Consider the following 18,682-nt stretch of genomic DNA (forward strand, 5'->3'; position numbering starts at 1 on the left):
GGACGCTTCTAACTAACGTCAGTTCGGGTTAAGAGTCGATTTTTAACTGCCTCAACGAGAGAATGAAGGTTTGAGACCTACCAATGCTGAAAATCAGTAACGGCAGAATCAGGGGTTCAGCTTATCCCGAACTCACGTTAACTATCGTATCTTTGGAAACACGAGCAAGATGTTTGTGCCCGCGCACGCGCGTCCGCACTATTGTCTTAACCCGACTGAATACGGCTATACCTAAGCTTACCTGGATCTTTCAATGGTCTTCCACATCAAACTCTGCGCGCCGAATGCAGGGCATTCCTCGGTTTTTGGAATATATCACTGCAACGCCTGGTGCAACATTTCGTAGCGAAGTTTTTGAGCCAAGGCGCATACTCCGGGCCAGTGTCGATCGAGAATTAAAGACGGTGGAAATAAGGTACTCCCCAAACCCACGGCAACGGCTCCCGCATCGAGGATGGTGCGGGCGTTGTTCATCGTGACGCCTCCCGTGGGAATCAGGGGAATGTGACCCAAGGGCCCTTGCAAGCTGCGGATGTAATTGGCACCCCCCACCGCAGAAATGGGAAAGACTTTCACGGCAGTGGCTCCGGCTTGCCAAGCGGTAACGATTTCCGTGGGAGAGAGCGCTCCGGGGACGATCGGGATTTGCGCTTCTACCGCCGAGCGTACCAATTGCGGATCGATGTGGGGACTGAAGGCAAATTGCGCTCCAGCAGCGATCGCCTCTTTGAGATCGTTGGAATTAAACAGCGTTCCCACGCCGATGGTACATTCAGGCAAGTCCGATCGCAATTTATCGATCGTCACTGCTGCCCGATCGCTTTTCCAGCTAATTTCAATTTGCCGGATCCCCCCTGCCGCAACAGCTTGGGCCATTTTTAACGCCAATTCCAGGCGATCGACCCGAATCACGGCGATCGCCCGGTGTAGTTGAAGTTGCTCGTACCAAGTGGTCATGGGCCTAGAGGAGAGATTGGCAATGGGGAAGATGGGGGAGCGGGGGAAGATGGGGAGGATAATCGACCCTTCACACCTACCCCCAAACCCTACACCTCTACACCCGATTCTCCAAGCCCCAAATTCTAACTCATGTACACCTGAAAATCTTGCACCAGGGCCCAGAAGTGATCCCAGCCGTTGTAACCGCCGTTGACGGCCAGACGCACGCCGCGCCAGTCTCCTTCCTGGGCGCGCAAATCTACCTCGCGATCCCAGAAATATTCCACCAAAATTTGGGTAGAAATCTCCGGATCGAGTGCCAACTCGGGATTATCTTCTAAATTCACCCCCAGCTTATTGCCGTAGGTGCGGTAGTTGGCGCGACCGGTAATTTGAATGAAGCCGCGTCCGTGGTAGCGCGCGCCGTCGCCGGGGTACACGTTCCCCAAATCGGCACGGTTTTCGTAGAGTCGGGTGAAATAGTCCCCCGGACCGTACTCGTTAATCGGTCGGAAGCCGCCGGTTTCCACGCCGATGGTGGCCAGGGCTGCAATTAGGGTGGGTTTATCGAGAATGCCTTTTTTATCTAACGCTTCGAGCAAGGGAGGAAGATAAGTCTCGACATCGCTCATCGGTGCGTTGAGGACGGTGGAAACGACTTGAGAACTCACCAGCTCTTTGCCCGGATCGAATCCCGGCACTTCTTGGGCTTCGATCAGTTTTTTGGCCAGGGCCCCAGAAATCTGGTTGGCGGCTAGCTCGAAGGCTTCGGCAAAGCGCTTGAGGGCGGCTTCCGTAATCGGACCGAAAATTCCGTCTGCTTGCGCTTTCATCAGTTTGAGGGCACGCAGGCGGATTTGAATTTGCCGAATCAGTCGTTCGTCTCGGGCGGCTTCGTCAATGGTCAGAGTGCGATTGCCGCTGAAAATATCTTGCAAGGTCAATCCCTGAGTTGGCGGGTTGGAGTCGGCTGCACCGGAGTTGGGAGGTGGGGGGGTTTGTCCGAGTTTGCCGTCGCAATAGTGAATCCACAAATCTCCGTTGGGACCGCAGAGATTGAGCATCATATCGTAGGGATAGACCAAGTCTTTACCGCTGACGCTGGTATCGTACCCCCATTCGTTCCATTTGCCGTAAGGGTCGTTTACGATCCACCCGTCGTTGTTGTAGCCTTTAATCACCATGATGTGACCGAAGCGGGTAAACCAGCCGTGAATGATGCAGGGGCGACCATGTTCGAGCCAGGCTTTGACTTCGTCCCAGTAAGCTTCGGGGTCGAAGCGATTTTGGTATCCGTAGAGTTTGGCAAGGGCTTCGAGATCGTGGGGTTCGTGGCGCGATAAGCTGTTGGCCAGACAGAACTGATAGAGTTCGTCTTCGAGCTGTTCTCCCCAGGTACTGCGAATCGGATGACCGAAATAAGCCATACACATGGCAACGCTGGTGACGTTGCAAGAGCCGTGGGGATTATCGATATTGTCGAGCTGACTCAGATACGGGACATCGAGATTCACCGTACCGTCGGCCTTGATGTAAGCTCCTTTCGGGGAGAGAGGTGGCGTCGGCTCGGGTTCCGGGTCGGGTGTTGGCGCAGATTGCGAGGCATCGGGTTCGGGTTCGGGTGCCGGTGCCGGTGCCGGTGCGGGTTCGGGTTCCGGTTCGGGTGCGGGTTCGGGTGCCGGGGCGGGTGCTGGGGCCGGTGTGGCGTTCTCCTCGCGATTCTCCTTCGGAGACGCTTCGCGATCGAGCGGAGGTTGAGGCGTACTGGGGGTTCTCCAGGCTATGGCAAATGCGGAGTTCTCATCGAAAATATCGGGTAAGATTTCTTCGATTTGCGCTTGAAGTTTGCGCAGTGCTTCATTCTGGTGAGGTTGCCCTTTATAATATTTCGCAACATTAACTAAAGAAATACTCATGGGATGTCAGTGCTCTAGTCGTCAATTCTCTTGAATCAAATCTATTTAAATTTTAGGCGCAAGTTTACTCGATCTCCAAGGGGCGATCGACACCGATCGGTGGATAAGAGAGGGGTGAATTTGATGAATTCTAATCCTCAATGTATTGTTTGTTTTTTCAATAACTTATTTTCGAGGGCGATCGCCTCTGGAAAGCAACCACTCTAATTCACGCCCCAAGCCCTTGAATCTTAACGGTTTTCCTGCTTGCCTTCAGTTGAAATTTCGTTTTCTGAAATTCGATCGAGTGTTGCATGATGTTGTTTTAACGCGATCGAATTGCCAAAATTTATCGCAGTTTACCGTCGATAAATTGGAAAGTTTTAGACATGAAGTTTGTCTGAAAAAACATTAATTTTCACGATTCTCCAGGAGGATATTTTTCTGCCTGAGTCGGGTCTGAACTCTGCCAAAATTGAGAGAAACTCGCTCAATTACTAACCCATAAAGTTCTTTGAGGTTCGAATATCCTCGCGATCGCCCTCCAATATTAACCCAGTAACGAACCGAGCAACTGAGCTGAAGGTTGTGAGGTGGCTAAAATCAACTTTTATCCAAGATTTACCCAAATTTCTATCTTTGAGAGCGGTTTTTGGCTCTTCTATCTTACTAAATCTTTTTTCCGGATGCTCTTAATATTACTTAACAAAACGAGCGATCGGCTTTACCATAGAGAAAGACTCATCAGTATCGATCGCTCAGCTATCAGGGAGTCATAGCACGACGTATTGAAGGTGCAGACTTTGGAGAATAGAACAAGCTAGTGCTGCGACGCACAATTAAAAATGCAAAATGCACAATTAAAAATGCTTACGGTATATAGCTTACACCGGCTTACAACTGGGTAATTCTTTCTGCCGCACTGCACTCGTGCCGCGACGGGTCATAAAAAATGCCTACCGTACATCGCTTTCAGCGGTTGAGAACGAGCTTGTTATTTCTGCCGCACAGCACTAGAAACTCTGGGTTTTGCCCGATTGCTGAGTACTGACTGCGAGAACCATCAAAGACATCGTGCCGGGAGACAAGGGAGTTGTGAACGTTTTTAGTCAACTAGACCGCAAACAGCAGCGAGGATTGCTGGTACTCTTCGTATCGGGTTTGGTGTTTTGGACGAGTATGGCCTCAACCCTGCCCACCCTGCCCCTCTACGTCCAATCCGTGGGGGGCACCCAACAGCAAATCGGTCTGGTGATGGGGGCATTTGCCATCGGTTTGCTCGCGTCTCGCCGCACCCTCGGAAGTTGGGCCGATCGCCGCAGCCGCAAACTAGTCCTCTTAGTGGGGACGGCCGTTTGTACCATCGCGCCCCTGGGCTACCTATCGATCGAATCCATCCCCCTACTCCTCGTATTACGGGCGTTTCACGGCATCAGTATCGCCGCATTTACCACCGCCTACAGCGCCCTAGTCGCCGATATCGCCCCCCCCGAACGCCGGGGAGAAGTGATTGGTTATATGAGCTTGGTGACCCCGGTTGGGGTGGCGATCGGACCGGTCGTGGGTGGATTTGTCCAGGCGAACTTCGGTTACGAACCGTTGTTTGTCATGACGTCGGTATTGGGGGCCTTTAGTTGTCTGGGGGCGACGCAGATTTGGGAACCGGAACGTACCCCATCGCCGGTGAAATCTCCCACCGCCCAACCCAGTTCTCCCCTCGGAAGTTCCCAACGGGCGATCGAAAGCATCATCGTGGGGGTCATCTTGGGGTTGTGCCAGCGATTCTTCGCCGAGTCGAGTCTCTGGATTTCCTTATTTGCCGGATTGCAAGGAGGCATCGTCTATGCCTTCATCCGCCAAATTGCCAGCAGCCCCCGAACGATTCGCATTCCCAGTGTCGTGATGCTGATTGGGGGAACAATTTTTGGGGCGATTTCTACGTTTATGCCCTTGTTCGTTACAGCCAGCGACATCGATCTCAATCCCGGTTTGTTCTATGCCACTGCCGCCATGGCGAGCTTCAGTATCCGCCTGTTTACGGGACGGGCATCCGATCGCATCGGACGGGGATTGTTTATTAGTATTGCCCTGATTTGCTACGCCATTTCCATGTTGCTGCTGGCGAACGCCCGCAGTTCCGAAGCCTTTCTCATCGCCGGTTGCGTGGAAGGGATTGCCGCCGGGACGTTGATTCCGGTGATGGTAGCCTTGATGTCCGATCGCGCCGATGCCCAAGAACGGGGGCGGATTTTTTCCCTGGCGATTGGTGGCTTCGACTTGGGAATTGCGATCGCCGGACCGATTTTGGGGACGGTTTCCGAATCCCTGGGTTACCGCAATATTTTTGCCATCTCTGCGGTGATGGCTTGCGTCGCACTGGTTATCTTTATGAGTTCCAACAACAAAGATTTTCCCCATTCTCTGCGGTTTGCCTTGGGGCGGGGTCGGGATTTATATGCACTCGATCGATAGCTTCGTTCGGCAACGGAGAACCCGGGTGGGAGGAAGGACTCAGAATCGCGTCTCAACCCCTCCAACCCGGTTGGGTGAGGAATGGGGATTCCTCACATCAGTCGAGGTTTACATCTCCAATCAAGAAGCAAACTCGAAGCCGGTTCCCGAGTCTAAATTGAGGTCGTGCCGCCCTGGACCTTGAACGATGGCGATGAGTTCGCCATCAGCGGTAGAAATCGTCTCGCCAGGCGGCAGTCCGTTCGAAGCGGTACCGAGTTGGTACAATTGGGCATGGCCATCGAGCCCGATCGTATCTTGGATGGTGAAGTCTTTGATTAAGGCGTAGTCGTTATCGCCATTGGCACTGTAGGCTAAACCCAATCCATTCTCCGTCGGTTGAATGGAGCTCGCTTCGGATTCGAGTCCGAAGAAACCACCTAAAACAAATACATCTACACCGCCGCCTCCGAAGAGAGTGTCGATTTCATCGGCACCGGGAGAACCAATCAACGGATCGAAGCCAATCAGGATATCGTTTCCGGTTTGTCCGAAAAGGCTATCGTTACCAGCTCCCCCAACTACGTAATCGTCTCCGTTACGACCTCGGAGAATGTCGTCGCTGTTGCCGCCGAAAATCTCATCATCGTCGTTCGTACCGGCAACAATCACCCCAGCGGGACCGTAAAACTCATTGCGGAACTCGGATTCACCCTCTCCGAGAGTATTGCCCGCAATCGTTGAGTTAAAAGCTGTGAAGGTTCCAGAATTGAAAACGCCACCACCCTCATCGGTTGCACTGTTTCCAGTGATGGTGCTGTGATTGACGATCGTGGTACCGTCGTTTGAGATACCGCCGCCCTGGTCAGCACTGTTTCCAGTGATGGTGCTGCTATTGACGATCGTGGTACCGCTGTTGGAAATACCACCGCCGCTGACGCCAGCAATATTGTCGTCGATCGTGCTCTGAACAATGTTCAGATCGGCAGACTTGTTGTAAAGACCACCACCAAACGTCGCACTGTTTCGAGTCACAAAGCTCCGGATAACCCCGACATTACCGGAGAAGCTGTAGATGCCGCCACCCTCACTGTCAGCGCTATTGTCAGCAATGTCACTGTTGATGACACGGACATCGCCGTAACTGTAGATGCCGCCACCGTCATAGCCGGTATTATTGCTCGAAATGTTACTGTTGATGACGCGGACATCGCCGTAACTGTAGATGCCGCCACCGTAATTGCCGGTGTTATTGCTCGAAATGTTAGTGTTGATGACGCGGACATCGCCGCCACTGTAGATGCCGCCACCGGCATCGCTGCTGCCATTGTTGGAAATGTTACTGTCGATCGCGTGGACATCGCTGTAAGTGTGGATGCCGCCACCCTCTTCACTGCTATTGTTGGAAATGTTAGTGTTGATGACGCGGACATCGCCGCCACTGTAGATGCCGCCACCGTAAAAGCTGCTATTGCTGGAAATGTTACTGTTGATGACACGGACATCACCGGAGGAACTGTAGATGCCGCCACCGTCATAGCCGATATTGATGGAAATCTCGCTATTTTTGACCAACAGACTTCCTGCTGATTGATAGATACCACCACCATTAGTGTAATAAAAAGAATAATCATCTTCATAGCTGCTGCTGTTATTGGTGATAACGCTGTCAATGACTTTCAGCGCTTCCGTACTGTAAATTCCTCCCCCAGCGTATTGTGTATGACCTCTGGTGATGGTCACTCCAGTAATCGTGACTTCGCTATAGTTCTCATAAGAATAATCATCGATATTAAAGACACGGGAAAAACCCCGAGCATCGATGGTGAGAGTATCAGCTCCCAAACCCCGAATCACAACGGAGTCGCTGATGGCGAGTTCTCCTTGGGTCAGGGAAATTGTCCCAGACAACCCGGCATTAAATCGGATGACATCGCGTCCAGGTGCGGCGTTCGCGGCTTCGATGGCATCTCGCAGGGACACACCACCGACATCGATACCATCGTTTTCATCGGTGAGGGTGGTGACGGTAAAAACAGACATGATTTAGCGTTCTAAGTAGAGTTGACTTGCTTAGAGTTGTTGGGTAATCAGCTGGAGAATCCTTGAAACCCTCTCCAGGTGATGCTTTTAGAGTTTTGAACGAAAAATCCTTGAAATCGATGGCCAATCAGCGTTTCAACGATTTTAATTTCTCTTGCCCAACAACTCTCTTGATGAATGAGGTATTGGCACAACGGTTGGTATGAAGAACGTCATTCTTCATCCAATCGCGATCGAACGGCTTCCCTTGGCAACCTGAGAAAGAGTTGCCGGTTACAATTCTCGGAAAAATTCAAGATTTATCTCTACAGTGACTGGAGCGGTGAAATTACACCATTCACGTCAAACTGTAATGATTTTGATTGAGCTAGATATAAGTTGCGATCGAGTCAGTAACACTCGATGAAGATAGCAGCATTTCTCTGTTGAGATTTCAATGCATTGAATGCTGCTTCATCGTTTTTTGATGTCATTTGATTTGCAATCCGATTGCAAACCTCACTTAAAAACCTATCGCTTCTTAAAACCAAAAATATCCGCCAAATGTCTGATATTTATGAAAATTTAATGATTTAAGTATTTTTTCGGAGTTTGGTTTTCAGGACTGGTGTATCAACGATAAATATACTTAATTTTTTAAATATCCTTTGGTCTCAGTCAAGTTTGAGAAAGATTGAATAATTATTTTCGATAAATATAGATAGAGTCAAATGTTTTTCGATCGAGATCGAAAAAACTTCGATCGCAATTTTAAATGGTTTTTCGGACTTAAATGGTGCTTTAAAATTTAGCTCTGTGTATTTTCTTGGAAGCGATCGCCGACATTGAAATTGACACGATCGAACTTCCACCATTGATGGGTCTATTTGTCAATCCGCTAAGTGACCGATCTAAGAATAGAGTCTCGCCTTCGCTTCCGATGCGATCTGTATCGCCATCTGCCGTCGCGTTCGGACATCGGTGAAGGCGATCGGTCTTGAGCCGGCGTTGCTGGGGGAGAAAGATGCCCTTTGCGAACTCGGGACTCGAGCTGCCTTTTCAGGGCTAAGAGTATCGCTAAATTATCTGTGCTCTATAAGACGCTTGCGGCTTTAATTTTGTTTTTATTTACTATAAATACGAAATTTAAAAATTTAAAAATTCTTAAAAAAGATAGTATTTGCCAGTTAAGGCTTGATTGTTTTGGTGTTTTTTACTATAAATAGATGAAAGACTCGTCTCTCGTGTCAAAAATTATGATAGCCTCCTCACACCCCATCGATCGCCCCGACGCGAACCCAGAGGTAGACTCCGACCTAGAATTTGAGTCCCTCGTTGCTAACCCAGAGGACTACAGCCTGCTGACGGATCTCTACGAACTCACCATGGCTGCATGCTATGCCGGAGAAGGTTTAGACTCTCGGGAGGCTCACTTCGAGTTGTTCGCGCGCCGTTTGCCCCCCCAATTCGGTTACCTGATTGCCATGGGATTAACCCAGGCGATCGACTATTTGCGCAACTTTCGCTTCGGTCCTTCTCAAATTGAAGCGTTGCAATCCACGGGGATTTTTGCCAGCGCCCCCGATCGCTTTTGGTCTTTGCTCGAAGATGCTCGCTTCCAGGGAAATCTGTGGGCGGTTCCCGAAGGTACGGCAATCTTCGCCAACGAACCCATTCTGCGGGTTGAAGCTCCCCTGTGGCAAGCGCAAATTCTCGAAACGTACCTCCTCAATACCTTAAATTACCAAACCCTAATCGCCACCCGAGCAGCTCGCATTCGCGATGTGGCCGGACCTCAAGCCACACTGCTCGAATTTGGCACCCGACGCGCCTTCAGTCCCCAAGGGTCGTTGTGGGCGGCGCGGGCGGCATTGGCTGCAGGATTCAATGCCACCTCTAACGTCCTGGCGGCTTTCAAACTCGGACGCAAACCCGCCGGAACCATGGCCCACGCCCTGGTGATAGCCCTGAGTGCGATTCAAGGCAGCGAAGCCCGTGCTTTCAGTGCGTTTCACCACTACTTCCCCGGCGCGCCGTTGCTCATCGATACCTACGATACCGTTGCGGCCGCCCATAAACTCGCCGGACGACTCGAAGCTGGGGAAATCGAGTTGCAAGGGGTGCGCATCGACTCGGGAGATTTGGTGACTCTTTCGCGGGAAGTGCGATCGCTGCTGCCGGAAACCCCCATTTTTGCCAGTGGCGACTTGGATGAATGGGAAATCGCTCGCTTGCAAGCAGAGGGGGCCTGTATCGATGGGTACGGACTCGGCACTCGGCTGGTCACCGGTAGCGCGATTGGCGGTGTCTATAAGTTAGTGGAAATTGATGGCATTCCAGTGATGAAACGTTCGCAAGAGAAAGTGACCTATCCCGGACGCAAGCAAATCTTTCGGACTTGCGAGGGCGATCGCATCAACAGCGATCGATTGGGTTTGGCTGACGAGGAGACCCGAACGGGAGAAAAACCCTTACTCGAATTAGTCATCGAAGGGGGCAAGCGGGTTCGCAATCGAGAATCTCTCGAAGATATCGCCAAACGGACTGCGACCTCGGTGGCATCCCTGCCTTCCCCCAGTCGCGATCTCGATCGACCCGCACCATTTCCCGTGGAGGTTTCGGAGGCATTACAAGCCCTCACCGATCGCGTTTCGAGTACCTCGCCCACTCATTAATATAAGAAAGAGGAAATATCAATATAGAGAGATAGAAAGGGCGATCGCCCGTTCGCCGTTCCCCGTTCGCCGTTCCCCATTCCCCATTCCCTATTCCCCATTCCCCATTCCCCATTCCCCATTCCCCATTCCCCACAAACCATGACTGATATTGCCCTCTTTGGAACCAGTGCCGATCCCCCCAGTGTTGCCCATCGAGAAATTTTGCGCTGGCTGGCCGGACGATTCGATCGCGTCGCGGTGTGGGCTGCGGATAATCCCTTGAAAACCCACCAAACCCCTCTCGCCCACCGTTCGGCGATGCTGCAGCTGACGATCGAGGATTTGAAACAGTTCGATCTTCCTTCTAAAGGGATTGAGAATATCGAATTTTACCCAGAACTGAGCCACCCCAGAACTGTTAACAGCATTGCCTGGGCCCGCAAATACTGGCCCGGTGCCAATTTTAGCTTGGTTATCGGGGCGGATTTAGTCGCTCAACTGCCTCAATGGTATCGTGCGGCCGAGTTGCTACAACAGGTGGGGGTGGTGGTGATTCCCCGTCCGGGATGCGCGATCGAACCCGCAGATTTAGCCCGACTCCAAAGCTTGTGCCCCGTCGAAATTGCCAATTTGCAGATGCCCGATGTGTCTTCGAGTGCCTATCGAACCACCAAAGATCCGCAAGCGATTACGATGCGAGTTGCCGATTATATCGCGCGAGAACATCTCTATGTTTGAGTGGATGTGTGAGTCGAAAAATTCGATCGTCTGCAAATGCAAGGGGTTTTGGCGGTGGGTATAGCCATCGATCGACCCAATGATGAAATAGGTCTTTTCTACTCTCCATTCCCAATTCCGATGTTCCCCATCACTGAAAATATGTCACGATAAAGGGCACAAATAGCCATCAGTGCGATCGATTTCAAAGATGCGATCGCACCCGTGGGGAATCCTTGGGATGAGAAAACACTGACGATCGCGCTGATAGATAAATGGGAGAACGCTGGTTACTCGAACAACGAAAAATGCCGCCAAACAGTACGAATCTTGCCAATTTTAAAGTCGGAGTCGATAATGTCATTTTTTCGGTTGACATGGCTCAAAATCGCGTTCTCGTTCTCTTAGTCATGCGGCAAGATCGCCCATTTTTAGGACAGTGGAGTTTGCCCGGAACGTTAGTTCGCCAGGGAGAATCTTTAGAAGCAGCGGCTTATCGAATTTTAGCTGAAAAAATTCGCGTTCGGAATATTTATCTAGAGCAACTTTATACCTTTGGCGGTCCCGATCGCGATCCCCGCGAATCCCCCGACTGTTACGGCGTTCGCTATCTCTCGGTGAGTTATTTTGCCCTCGTCCGATTTGAGGAAGCACAACTGATTGCCGATGGCGTAACCGGTATTGCTTGGTATCCCCTCGATCGCGTTCCGGAACTGGCATTCGATCACCATCAAATTTTAGAATACGGTCACCAACGTTTGCGCAACAAACTCGAATACAGTCCCGTTGCTTTTGAGGTTTTACCCGAAACGTTTACGCTCGGAGATTTATATCAACTTTATACGTCAGTTTTGGGGGAAAATTTTTCGGATTACTCGAATTTTAGAACTCGGTTGCTCAAACTCGGATTTTTAACGGATACCGGTGTGAAAGTTTCGCGAGGAGCCGGACGACCGGCGAGTTTATATCGGTTTGATTCAGATTCGTTTGCGTTGCTCAAGGATAAGCCAATGGTTTTTATCTAAGATCGCGTCAGTTTTGGATAAGACTGTGTCAGGTGAGGGTGGGGAATGGGGAATAGGGAATGGAGCACTTTCCTCCCCTGCTCCCATCGCGATTGCCTCCTCCCTCATCCTCAACGATCGTTATTTAACCGGATTTAATATCACCTTTCCCTCGATCGAAACTATGAAAATTGCCATCGCCCAACTCAACCCAACCATTGGCAACCTCACCGCCAATGCCCAACAGATTCTCGATGCCGCCCAACAAGCCGCAGGGCAAAATATCGACTTATTGCTCACTCCCGAACTTTCATTATGCGGCTATCCTCCCCGCGACTTACTGCTCGATCCGAGCTTTATCGAAGCCATGGGAAGACAACTGCAACAACTCGCTCAAAAACTGCCACCGAACCTGATGGTATTAGTGGGAACGGCGATCGAAAACGAGCAATCGACGACCGAAGGGGGGAAGTCTTTATTTAATAGTATTGCCCTGCTCGAGGGTGGTGAAATTCGCCAAGTGTTTCACAAAAGATTGCTCCCCACCTATGATGTTTTCGACGAACATCGCTACTTTGAACCCGATGGAGAAACCAATTATTTCACCGTTTCTCCTCGATCGAATTCCCAAACCTCGATTAAAATTGGCGTCACCATTTGCGAAGATCTGTGGAATGACGAAGATTTTTGGGGAAAGCGGCTCTATCGCTGCAATCCGATCGCCGATTTAGCCGCAGCAGAAGTAGATTTCATCGTCAATCTTTCTGCGTCTCCCTACTGGGTTGGCAAGCAACAATTGCGAGAAGAAATGCTGCACCACACCGCCACTCGCTACGGGAAACCCATCGTCTACGCCAATCAAGTGGGAGGCAACGACGATTTGATTTTCGATGGCAGCAGCGTTGCGATCGATCGGGCGGGGGAAGTCGTTTGTCGGGGACTCAGTTGCCAAACCGATTTCGTCGAGTTCGCCTTCGATGCCTCCACCGGCGACTTTTTGCCCGGTTCCGTTGCCCCCATGCCCCAATGCCCGGAGGAAGAAATTTGGGGGGCATTGGTACTCGGCGTTCGAGACTACGCCCGTAAATGCGGCTTTTCTAAAATCGTCCTCGGCTTAAGCGGTGGTATCGATTCTGCCCTAGTGGCTGCCATCGCGGCCGAAGCCATCGGTGCCCCAAACGTGTTGGGAGTCCTCATGTCTAGCCCCTACACCTCAAAAGCCTCTGTAGATGATGCCCTCGCCCTCGCCGAAAATTTGGGGATGGCCACCCATACCCTGGAAATTGCCGAATTGATGGGGGGATTCGATCGCACTCTCGCAGACTTATTCGCCGGAACGGAATCCGGTGTGGCGGAGGAAAACCTGCAATCGCGGATTCGGGGCAATTTACTGATGGCAATTGCCAATAAATTCGGACACCTGCTGCTATCTACGGGGAATAAATCGGAAATGGCGGTGGGCTACTGCACGCTCTACGGCGATATGGATGGGGGTTTGGCGGCAATAGCGGATGTTCCTAAAACCCGCGTATTCTCCCTGTGTAAATGGCTCAATACCCGCCAGCCGGGGCGAGAAATTATCCCTGAAAATATTATCGTTAAGCCCCCTAGTGCCGAACTCAAACCCAATCAAGTCGATTGCGATTCCCTGCCCCCCTACGAAATTCTCGACGATATTTTGCAGCGACTGATTCACCACCACCAATCCCCCGAGGAAATCGTTGCAGTGGGATTCGATCGCGATACAGTTAAACAGATAGTACGGTTGGTGCGACGGGCGGAATTCAAACGCCGGCAAGCCCCCCCCGGATTGAAAATTACCGATCGCGCCTTTGGTACCGGTTGGCGAATGCCCATTGCCGCAAATCGGCAACCTCCTTCAGTTTGATGACGGTCGAGATCGAGTTCGGTTCAATACTTCTAGGTTCTGTTGACATTTCAGCGTAACCAGATGAGAGCTGCGATGAAATAGAGAAAACTGAGGAAGTTGTTTACGGTCTTCTCAAAACGGGAAAATACCCGACGGTAGTGTTTGAGTTTGTTGAAAAAACACTCAATTAGGTGTCTTTCCTGATAGATGTGGCGATCGTAATCTCGTGGAGACTTACGGTTTCGTCGAGAAGGAATCACCGTGGTGATTCCTTGTTCTTCGAGAGCGACTACTAATGCTGTAGTATCGTATCCTCGATCGGCGATGACGTACTGGGAATGCCACTTTTCAAGCAGTATTGTGGCTTGGGTGATGTCATGAGTTTGTCCGGGGGTAACGGTAAAGCCTAGTGGGTTTCCGAGTCCATCTGTAATGGCATGGACTTTGCTGCTAAAGCCGCCTCGACTGCGACCAAGAGCTTGTGTGTCTTGCCCCCTTTTGCACCTGCCGCACAGGCATGAGCTCTGACGATGGTGCTGTCAATGAGCAGATTTTCCAAGTCGGCATCGCTAATGACTCCCTCAAATAGCTGTTGCCAAATTCCTCGTTGGCTCCATCGGCTGAAGCGTTTAAAAACACTGTTCCAGTTCCCATAACTTGGTGGTAAGAGCCGCCACTGAGCACCCGAACGAGCTATCCACAGCACCGCTTCGATGAAGCGACGACAGTTCGATTCACTTCCGATATAGATACCCGGTTGCTGCTGGAGTTGAGTCAATAATGACTCCCACACTGCATCAGAAAGCAAAGATGGGTTAGACATCAAAATTTAATTCACCGCAAGCGCATCAATCCTACTTTACACAAATGTCAACAGAACCTAATCTCACGTGAGTTCGGGATAAGGCTCTTCAAGTGGTGGGGCACTAAGGTGGATTCGGGTCATGTCTGGAAGTGGAAAGGAGTCGAACAACACCCGGAAAATTTGTCAACGGAGGTAGTCATCTGGTCTTCTATCCCCCCACACCTTACACCCATTGGTGAAAAGTTAAGCAATTTTGCCAGATGTCAAGTTGACTGACTTGAATAGCTCAACCCCTGAAAAACTTAGCTTTTCCACGATTTGACTCTTGTCTGCCGTGGGTTTGGGGGAGGCGTCTCGTCCCCCAACGGGAGGGCGCAGCGAAGCGGAGGGTTGGGGGGAGACCCCCCGACTCCGGGTTTTCAGTCGATTATTGGACAGTTGACAAAGTGAATACCGCCTTAACCTTTCACCAATGCCCTACACCCCATACCTCACACCCCATACCCCACACCCCACACCCCACACCCTACACCCCACACTCACCAGTCATTGTTTTATCCCGAACTGACGTTAATCTATGACTCGCTACTTCCTCTCACTATTGGCAACGGCAACAACGATCGCCCTATTTGTCTTCGCAATAGTGACCCCCGTCCAAGCCCAAACGTTAACACCAGACCTGTGGCAGATTTACGAAACCACCTTAAAATCGGCAAAATACGTCGACCTCACCCACGCTTTCAGCCCCACCATTCCCGTGTGGCCCGGATTTAGCAATGCCACGTTTGCCCCCGCTGTCGCCGGGGCCGATATCCCCGACTATATCAATACTGGAGAAGAATACACTTACACCAACCACGGTTTTATTGCCACAGCCTACCATCTCCCCACCGACCAGTACGGAACCCAACTCGATCCCCCGGCTCATTGGGATGAGTACGGCGCAACCATCAGCGATTTGCCCCCCACTTATGCCATTCGTCCCCTCGTCGTCATTAATATTCGCGATCGAGTTGTCCAAGACCCCGGCTACCACGCCACCGTCGAGGATATTCAAAGTTGGGAAGCTCAGTATGGGCAGATTCCAGAGGGTTCGGTAGTCATGTTTCGATCGGACTGGTACCAGAAATGGGAGGACGTCGATCGATTTAATCAAAAGCCATTTCCCGGTGTTTCCCTACCCGCGTTGCAATTTCTCCACTTAGAACGCAATATCCTCTTTCACGGGCACGAACCCCTCGATACCGACACCACTCCCAACCTGGAAGGGGAATACTGGCTGTTGCACAATCACTACACCCAAGCCGAGGGAGTCGCCAATTTAGATAAAGTGCCCGAAGCCGGGGCGTTGGTTGCCATTGGATTTGCTAAACCTGAAGGTGGAACGGGGGGATACGCGCGATACATTGCCATTTGCCCCCCCGATTGGCCGTACGGAGTTTCCGTTCTCGATGCCCCCGGTGCGCCGCTACCGGTGCAACCCGATCCCCTCCGCCGGGACGAACGCGGCGTTCTCAAACCGATGGCGAGCGAGCCTTAGTGCTGCTACGCAGAATTAAAAATGAAAAATGAAAAATGCAAAATGTTTAGCCTGGATAATTCACGAGGGCTAAAATCTAAAATGCTCAAAACCCCACCCGAACGGGTAACTGTCTTACTCCAAACTGACGTTAACCTACAAAACTCCAGCGGAAAGCGAAGGAATAAAACTGACAATGCCGGGAAAAATAATAATCAACATCAGCACCAACAGTTGCAACAACACAAACGGAATCGCCCCTCGATAAATATCACCCGTCGTCACCTCTGGGGGCGCAATTCCCCGCAGGTAGAACAGCGCAAACCCAAAGGGAGGGGTGAGGAACGAGGTTTGCAAGTTCGCCCCGATAATCACCCCGTACCAAACTAAATCCAACCCCAAGGTTTCTGCAACGGGTTTGAACAGGGGCAAAATAATAAATGCAATCTCGAAAAAGTCGATAAAAAAGCCGAGGGCGAACACCGTCACCATACTGACGATTAAAAAGCCGGTGGTTCCTCCGGGCAGGTTCGCCAGCAAATCGAACATAAACCGATCGCCGTCTAAGCCGCGAAACACCAAACTAAACGCCGTCGAACCCAGCAGAATCAACATCACCATGGTAGTAATTCGCATCGTGGCATCGGAAACCTGCCGCAAGGAACTCAAATTCAACTGGCGATTGAAAGCGGCTAAAACCATGGCCCCGACACAACCCACTGCCCCGGCTTCGGTGGGGGTAGCCAGACCGAAAAAGATACTCCCCAAGACCAACAAAATCAGTACCAGGGGCGGTATCATCACCTTGAGGACGCGCATCCCCAAATCTTTGCCGCCCAGGTTGCGAACCTCTGGAGGGAGTGCGGGGGCGAGTTCCGGTCGCGCGAAGGCCACCACCAACACGTGAATGGCAAACGCAGCAGTCATCATCAACCCCGGTAGCATCGAACCGAGAAATAAATCCCCGACGGAGATGCCGAGTTGGTCTCCCAAAACCACTAAAACCACGCTGGGAGGAATAATCTGCCCTAGGGTTCCTGAGGCGGCAATTGTCCCGGTTGCGAGTTCTTTGTTGTAGCCGTAGCGCAACATAATGGGTAGGGAAATCAAACCCATGGCTACCACCGTCGCTGCTACCACCCCCGTCGTCGCTGCCAAAAGCGCCCCCACTAACACCACCGCTAGTGCCAATCCTCCCCGAACGCGCCCGAACAAAATCCCCATGGTTTCGAGTAACCGTTCGGCAATGCCGGACTTCTCCAACATCGACCCCATAAAGATAAAGTAGGGAATCGCCAGGAGGGTGGAGTTTTGCATGATGCCGAACATCCGCAGGGGGAGGTTGCCCCAAAAGGCGAAGTCGAAGACACCAAATGCCGCACCGATCAGACTAAATAGAATCGCCACCCCACCGAGGGAGAAGGCAACGGGATAACCCAGCAGCAGCAGTCCCAGGGCGCCGACGAACATTGCCGGACCTAACCAATCAACGATCGCCATGGGAATCCTCCGAGGGAAACGAGTTGCCGCGCCAAATCGCCCAATTCTTAATCGCTTCGGAAATCCCTTGGAGGATGAGTAACGCAAAGCCGATGAGGAGTGCGGTTTTGATGGGATAGCGAGGCAATCCGTTGGGGTCTGGGGAAGCTTCCCAAATTTGCCACGAGTTGAAAATCGGCGTCCAGGAAAACCAAACTACCATCGCGCAGAAGGGGATGAGAAAGAGTACAGAACCTAAAAAGTTGATGAGGGCTTTGCGTTGTGGATTGAGGCGATCGTAAAATAAATCGACCCGCACGTGGGCGTTATGTTTGAGGGCGTAGGCGGCACCGAAGAGAAACACGAGGTCGAATAGATACCACTGGGCTTCGATGGAGGCGTTGGAGGTGAGGCTTTGCCCGATTTGTTTGCCAATATATCGCCCAACGGCATTCCAAGTTCCAATGAGAATCGCCACGGGTAGCAACCAGTAGGTCAAGCGACCGATGCGTTCGTTGAGGGCATCGATGAGTCGGGACAATCGAAGGAGGACTTGCAAGGGGCGATCGCTCCGGGTACGAGTAGCGATTTAGATTGTACCGTCTGGGCGCACAGGTGCAACAGTCAGCGTCGCGTTTGGGATCGCGTCCCGTCGAGGAAATGAAGATCTGGTAATGACTCGATCGCGCATTCGATCGCCCGACACGGAATTAAAAATGAAACGTTAAAAATGCAAAATGCTGAGTATGCATCGCTTTTACCGGTTGAGAGCTCGTTATTGATTTCTGCCGCGCTGCCCTAGGATTGAGAGACGATCGGGTTGTAAAGAACAATGACGTATTTTGGACATATTTTGCACGAACCTGGATTTCAGCCAAGTTTGACTGTAATTCTTGATATCTTTCATTTGTTTTAATTGATTTGAGCTAAGATTAATCTTTAGATCGATTCGCTCCAAACCACGCTCGACTGTCTAACTTGTCGCTTTCAATCTAAATGCAACAGACTTTTCAGTTTAGACTCGATCGGAATCAAGTGCAGAGAAAAGTAACATTATTTGGGAATTTTAGCGGCGATTTCTGACGTTTCTTAAAATTTAGGAATCTCTTCTATCGCGATCGAATGAAAGACTTGAAGCGGTCTCAAAACCGAAAAAGAAAAAATCAAACTTAACAAGTTTCGCTCGAATATCTCCTATAATTTTAAGAATTATTGAGAAATCAAAGGAAAACGGAACTTAACACTATTCTCAGAATCTGGCAAAAATGACAAATTTTTCACGAGATTGTTTGATTTCTTGAAAGACTTGTCTGAATTTTTAGAT

At 50.9% G+C, this 18,682-nt stretch carries 12 protein-coding genes and 1 pseudogene; 6 read left to right on the forward strand and 7 right to left on the reverse strand.

Going from position 1 to position 18,682, the window contains the following annotated elements; translation table 11 throughout:
• Window positions 1–315: 315 nt before the first annotated feature.
• Window positions 316–957: a bifunctional 4-hydroxy-2-oxoglutarate aldolase/2-dehydro-3-deoxy-phosphogluconate aldolase gene (locus tag AC2215_RS03120; protein ID WP_486808494.1), complete on the reverse strand. Its 642-nt coding sequence runs from the start codon at window positions 955–957 to the stop codon at window positions 316–318.
• A gap of 125 nt (window positions 958–1,082) precedes the next feature.
• A complete protein-coding gene (locus AC2215_RS03125) occupies window positions 1,083–2,855 on the reverse strand; it encodes a C39 family peptidase (RefSeq protein ID WP_486808495.1) in 1,773 nt (590 codons plus the stop codon).
• Between the two features lie 1,074 nt (window positions 2,856–3,929).
• Between AC2215_RS03125 and AC2215_RS03130 the strand changes: the two genes are divergently transcribed.
• Window positions 3,930–5,306, forward strand: coding sequence for an MFS transporter (locus tag AC2215_RS03130; protein ID WP_486808496.1), 1,377 nt, complete (start codon window positions 3,930–3,932; stop codon window positions 5,304–5,306).
• A 120-nt stretch (window positions 5,307–5,426) separates the two neighbouring features.
• Here AC2215_RS03130 and AC2215_RS03135 read toward each other — a convergent pair whose 3' ends face one another.
• The gene (locus AC2215_RS03135; protein ID WP_486808497.1) at window positions 5,427–7,328 is read right to left on the reverse strand and encodes a hypothetical protein; all 1,902 of its coding nucleotides are present in this window, start codon (window positions 7,326–7,328) and stop codon (window positions 5,427–5,429) included.
• Window positions 7,329–8,563: 1,235 nt separating this feature from the next.
• On the opposite strand from AC2215_RS03135, the gene AC2215_RS03140 reads away from it, so the two are divergent.
• On the forward strand, window positions 8,564–9,982 hold the full coding sequence (locus tag AC2215_RS03140) for a nicotinate phosphoribosyltransferase (protein WP_486808498.1): 1,419 nt from the start codon (window positions 8,564–8,566) through the stop codon (window positions 9,980–9,982).
• Here AC2215_RS03140 and AC2215_RS03145 read toward each other — a convergent pair.
• A complete protein-coding gene (locus AC2215_RS03145) occupies window positions 9,979–10,125 on the reverse strand; it encodes a hypothetical protein (RefSeq protein ID WP_486808499.1) in 147 nt (48 codons plus the stop codon). The genes AC2215_RS03140 and AC2215_RS03145 overlap by 4 nt on opposite strands.
• On the opposite strand from AC2215_RS03145, the gene AC2215_RS03150 reads away from it, so the two are divergent.
• The 3 genes from AC2215_RS03150 (at window position 10,124) to AC2215_RS03160 (ending at window position 13,573) form a co-directional block, all read left to right on the forward strand.
• Window positions 10,124–10,702: a nicotinate-nucleotide adenylyltransferase gene (locus AC2215_RS03150; protein WP_486808500.1), complete on the forward strand. Its 579-nt coding sequence runs from the start codon at window positions 10,124–10,126 to the stop codon at window positions 10,700–10,702. The two genes, AC2215_RS03145 and AC2215_RS03150, sit on opposite strands and share 2 nt — an antisense overlap.
• Window positions 10,703–10,956: 254 nt before the next feature.
• A complete protein-coding gene (locus AC2215_RS03155; protein WP_486808501.1) occupies window positions 10,957–11,706 on the forward strand; it encodes an NUDIX hydrolase in 750 nt (249 codons plus the stop codon).
• 163 nt (window positions 11,707–11,869) lie between these two features.
• Window positions 11,870–13,573: an NAD+ synthase gene (locus AC2215_RS03160; RefSeq protein WP_486808523.1), complete on the forward strand. Its 1,704-nt coding sequence runs from the start codon at window positions 11,870–11,872 to the stop codon at window positions 13,571–13,573.
• Window positions 13,574–13,623: 50 nt separating this feature from the next.
• Here AC2215_RS03160 and AC2215_RS03165 read toward each other — a convergent pair.
• A pseudogene (locus AC2215_RS03165) lies at window positions 13,624–14,378 on the reverse strand (IS5 family transposase).
• Between the two features lie 559 nt (window positions 14,379–14,937).
• Here AC2215_RS03165 and AC2215_RS03170 point away from each other — a divergent pair.
• Complete coding sequence (locus AC2215_RS03170) at window positions 14,938–15,900, forward strand: cyclase family protein (protein ID WP_486808502.1); 963 nt, start codon at window positions 14,938–14,940, stop codon at window positions 15,898–15,900.
• Window positions 15,901–16,035: 135 nt separating this feature from the next.
• Here the strand turns inward: AC2215_RS03170 and AC2215_RS03175 are convergent, their stop codons facing one another.
• Both AC2215_RS03175 and AC2215_RS03180 read right to left on the reverse strand, forming a co-directional pair.
• The gene (locus AC2215_RS03175; RefSeq protein WP_486808503.1) at window positions 16,036–17,379 is read right to left on the reverse strand and encodes a TRAP transporter large permease; all 1,344 of its coding nucleotides are present in this window, start codon (window positions 17,377–17,379) and stop codon (window positions 16,036–16,038) included.
• The gene (locus AC2215_RS03180) at window positions 17,366–17,917 is read right to left on the reverse strand and encodes a TRAP transporter small permease subunit (protein ID WP_486808504.1); all 552 of its coding nucleotides are present in this window, start codon (window positions 17,915–17,917) and stop codon (window positions 17,366–17,368) included. Before AC2215_RS03180 ends, AC2215_RS03175 begins: the two co-directional genes overlap by 14 nt.
• Window positions 17,918–18,682: the final 765 nt, after the last annotated feature.

It is taken from the genome of Zarconia sp., from assembly GCF_057467645.1.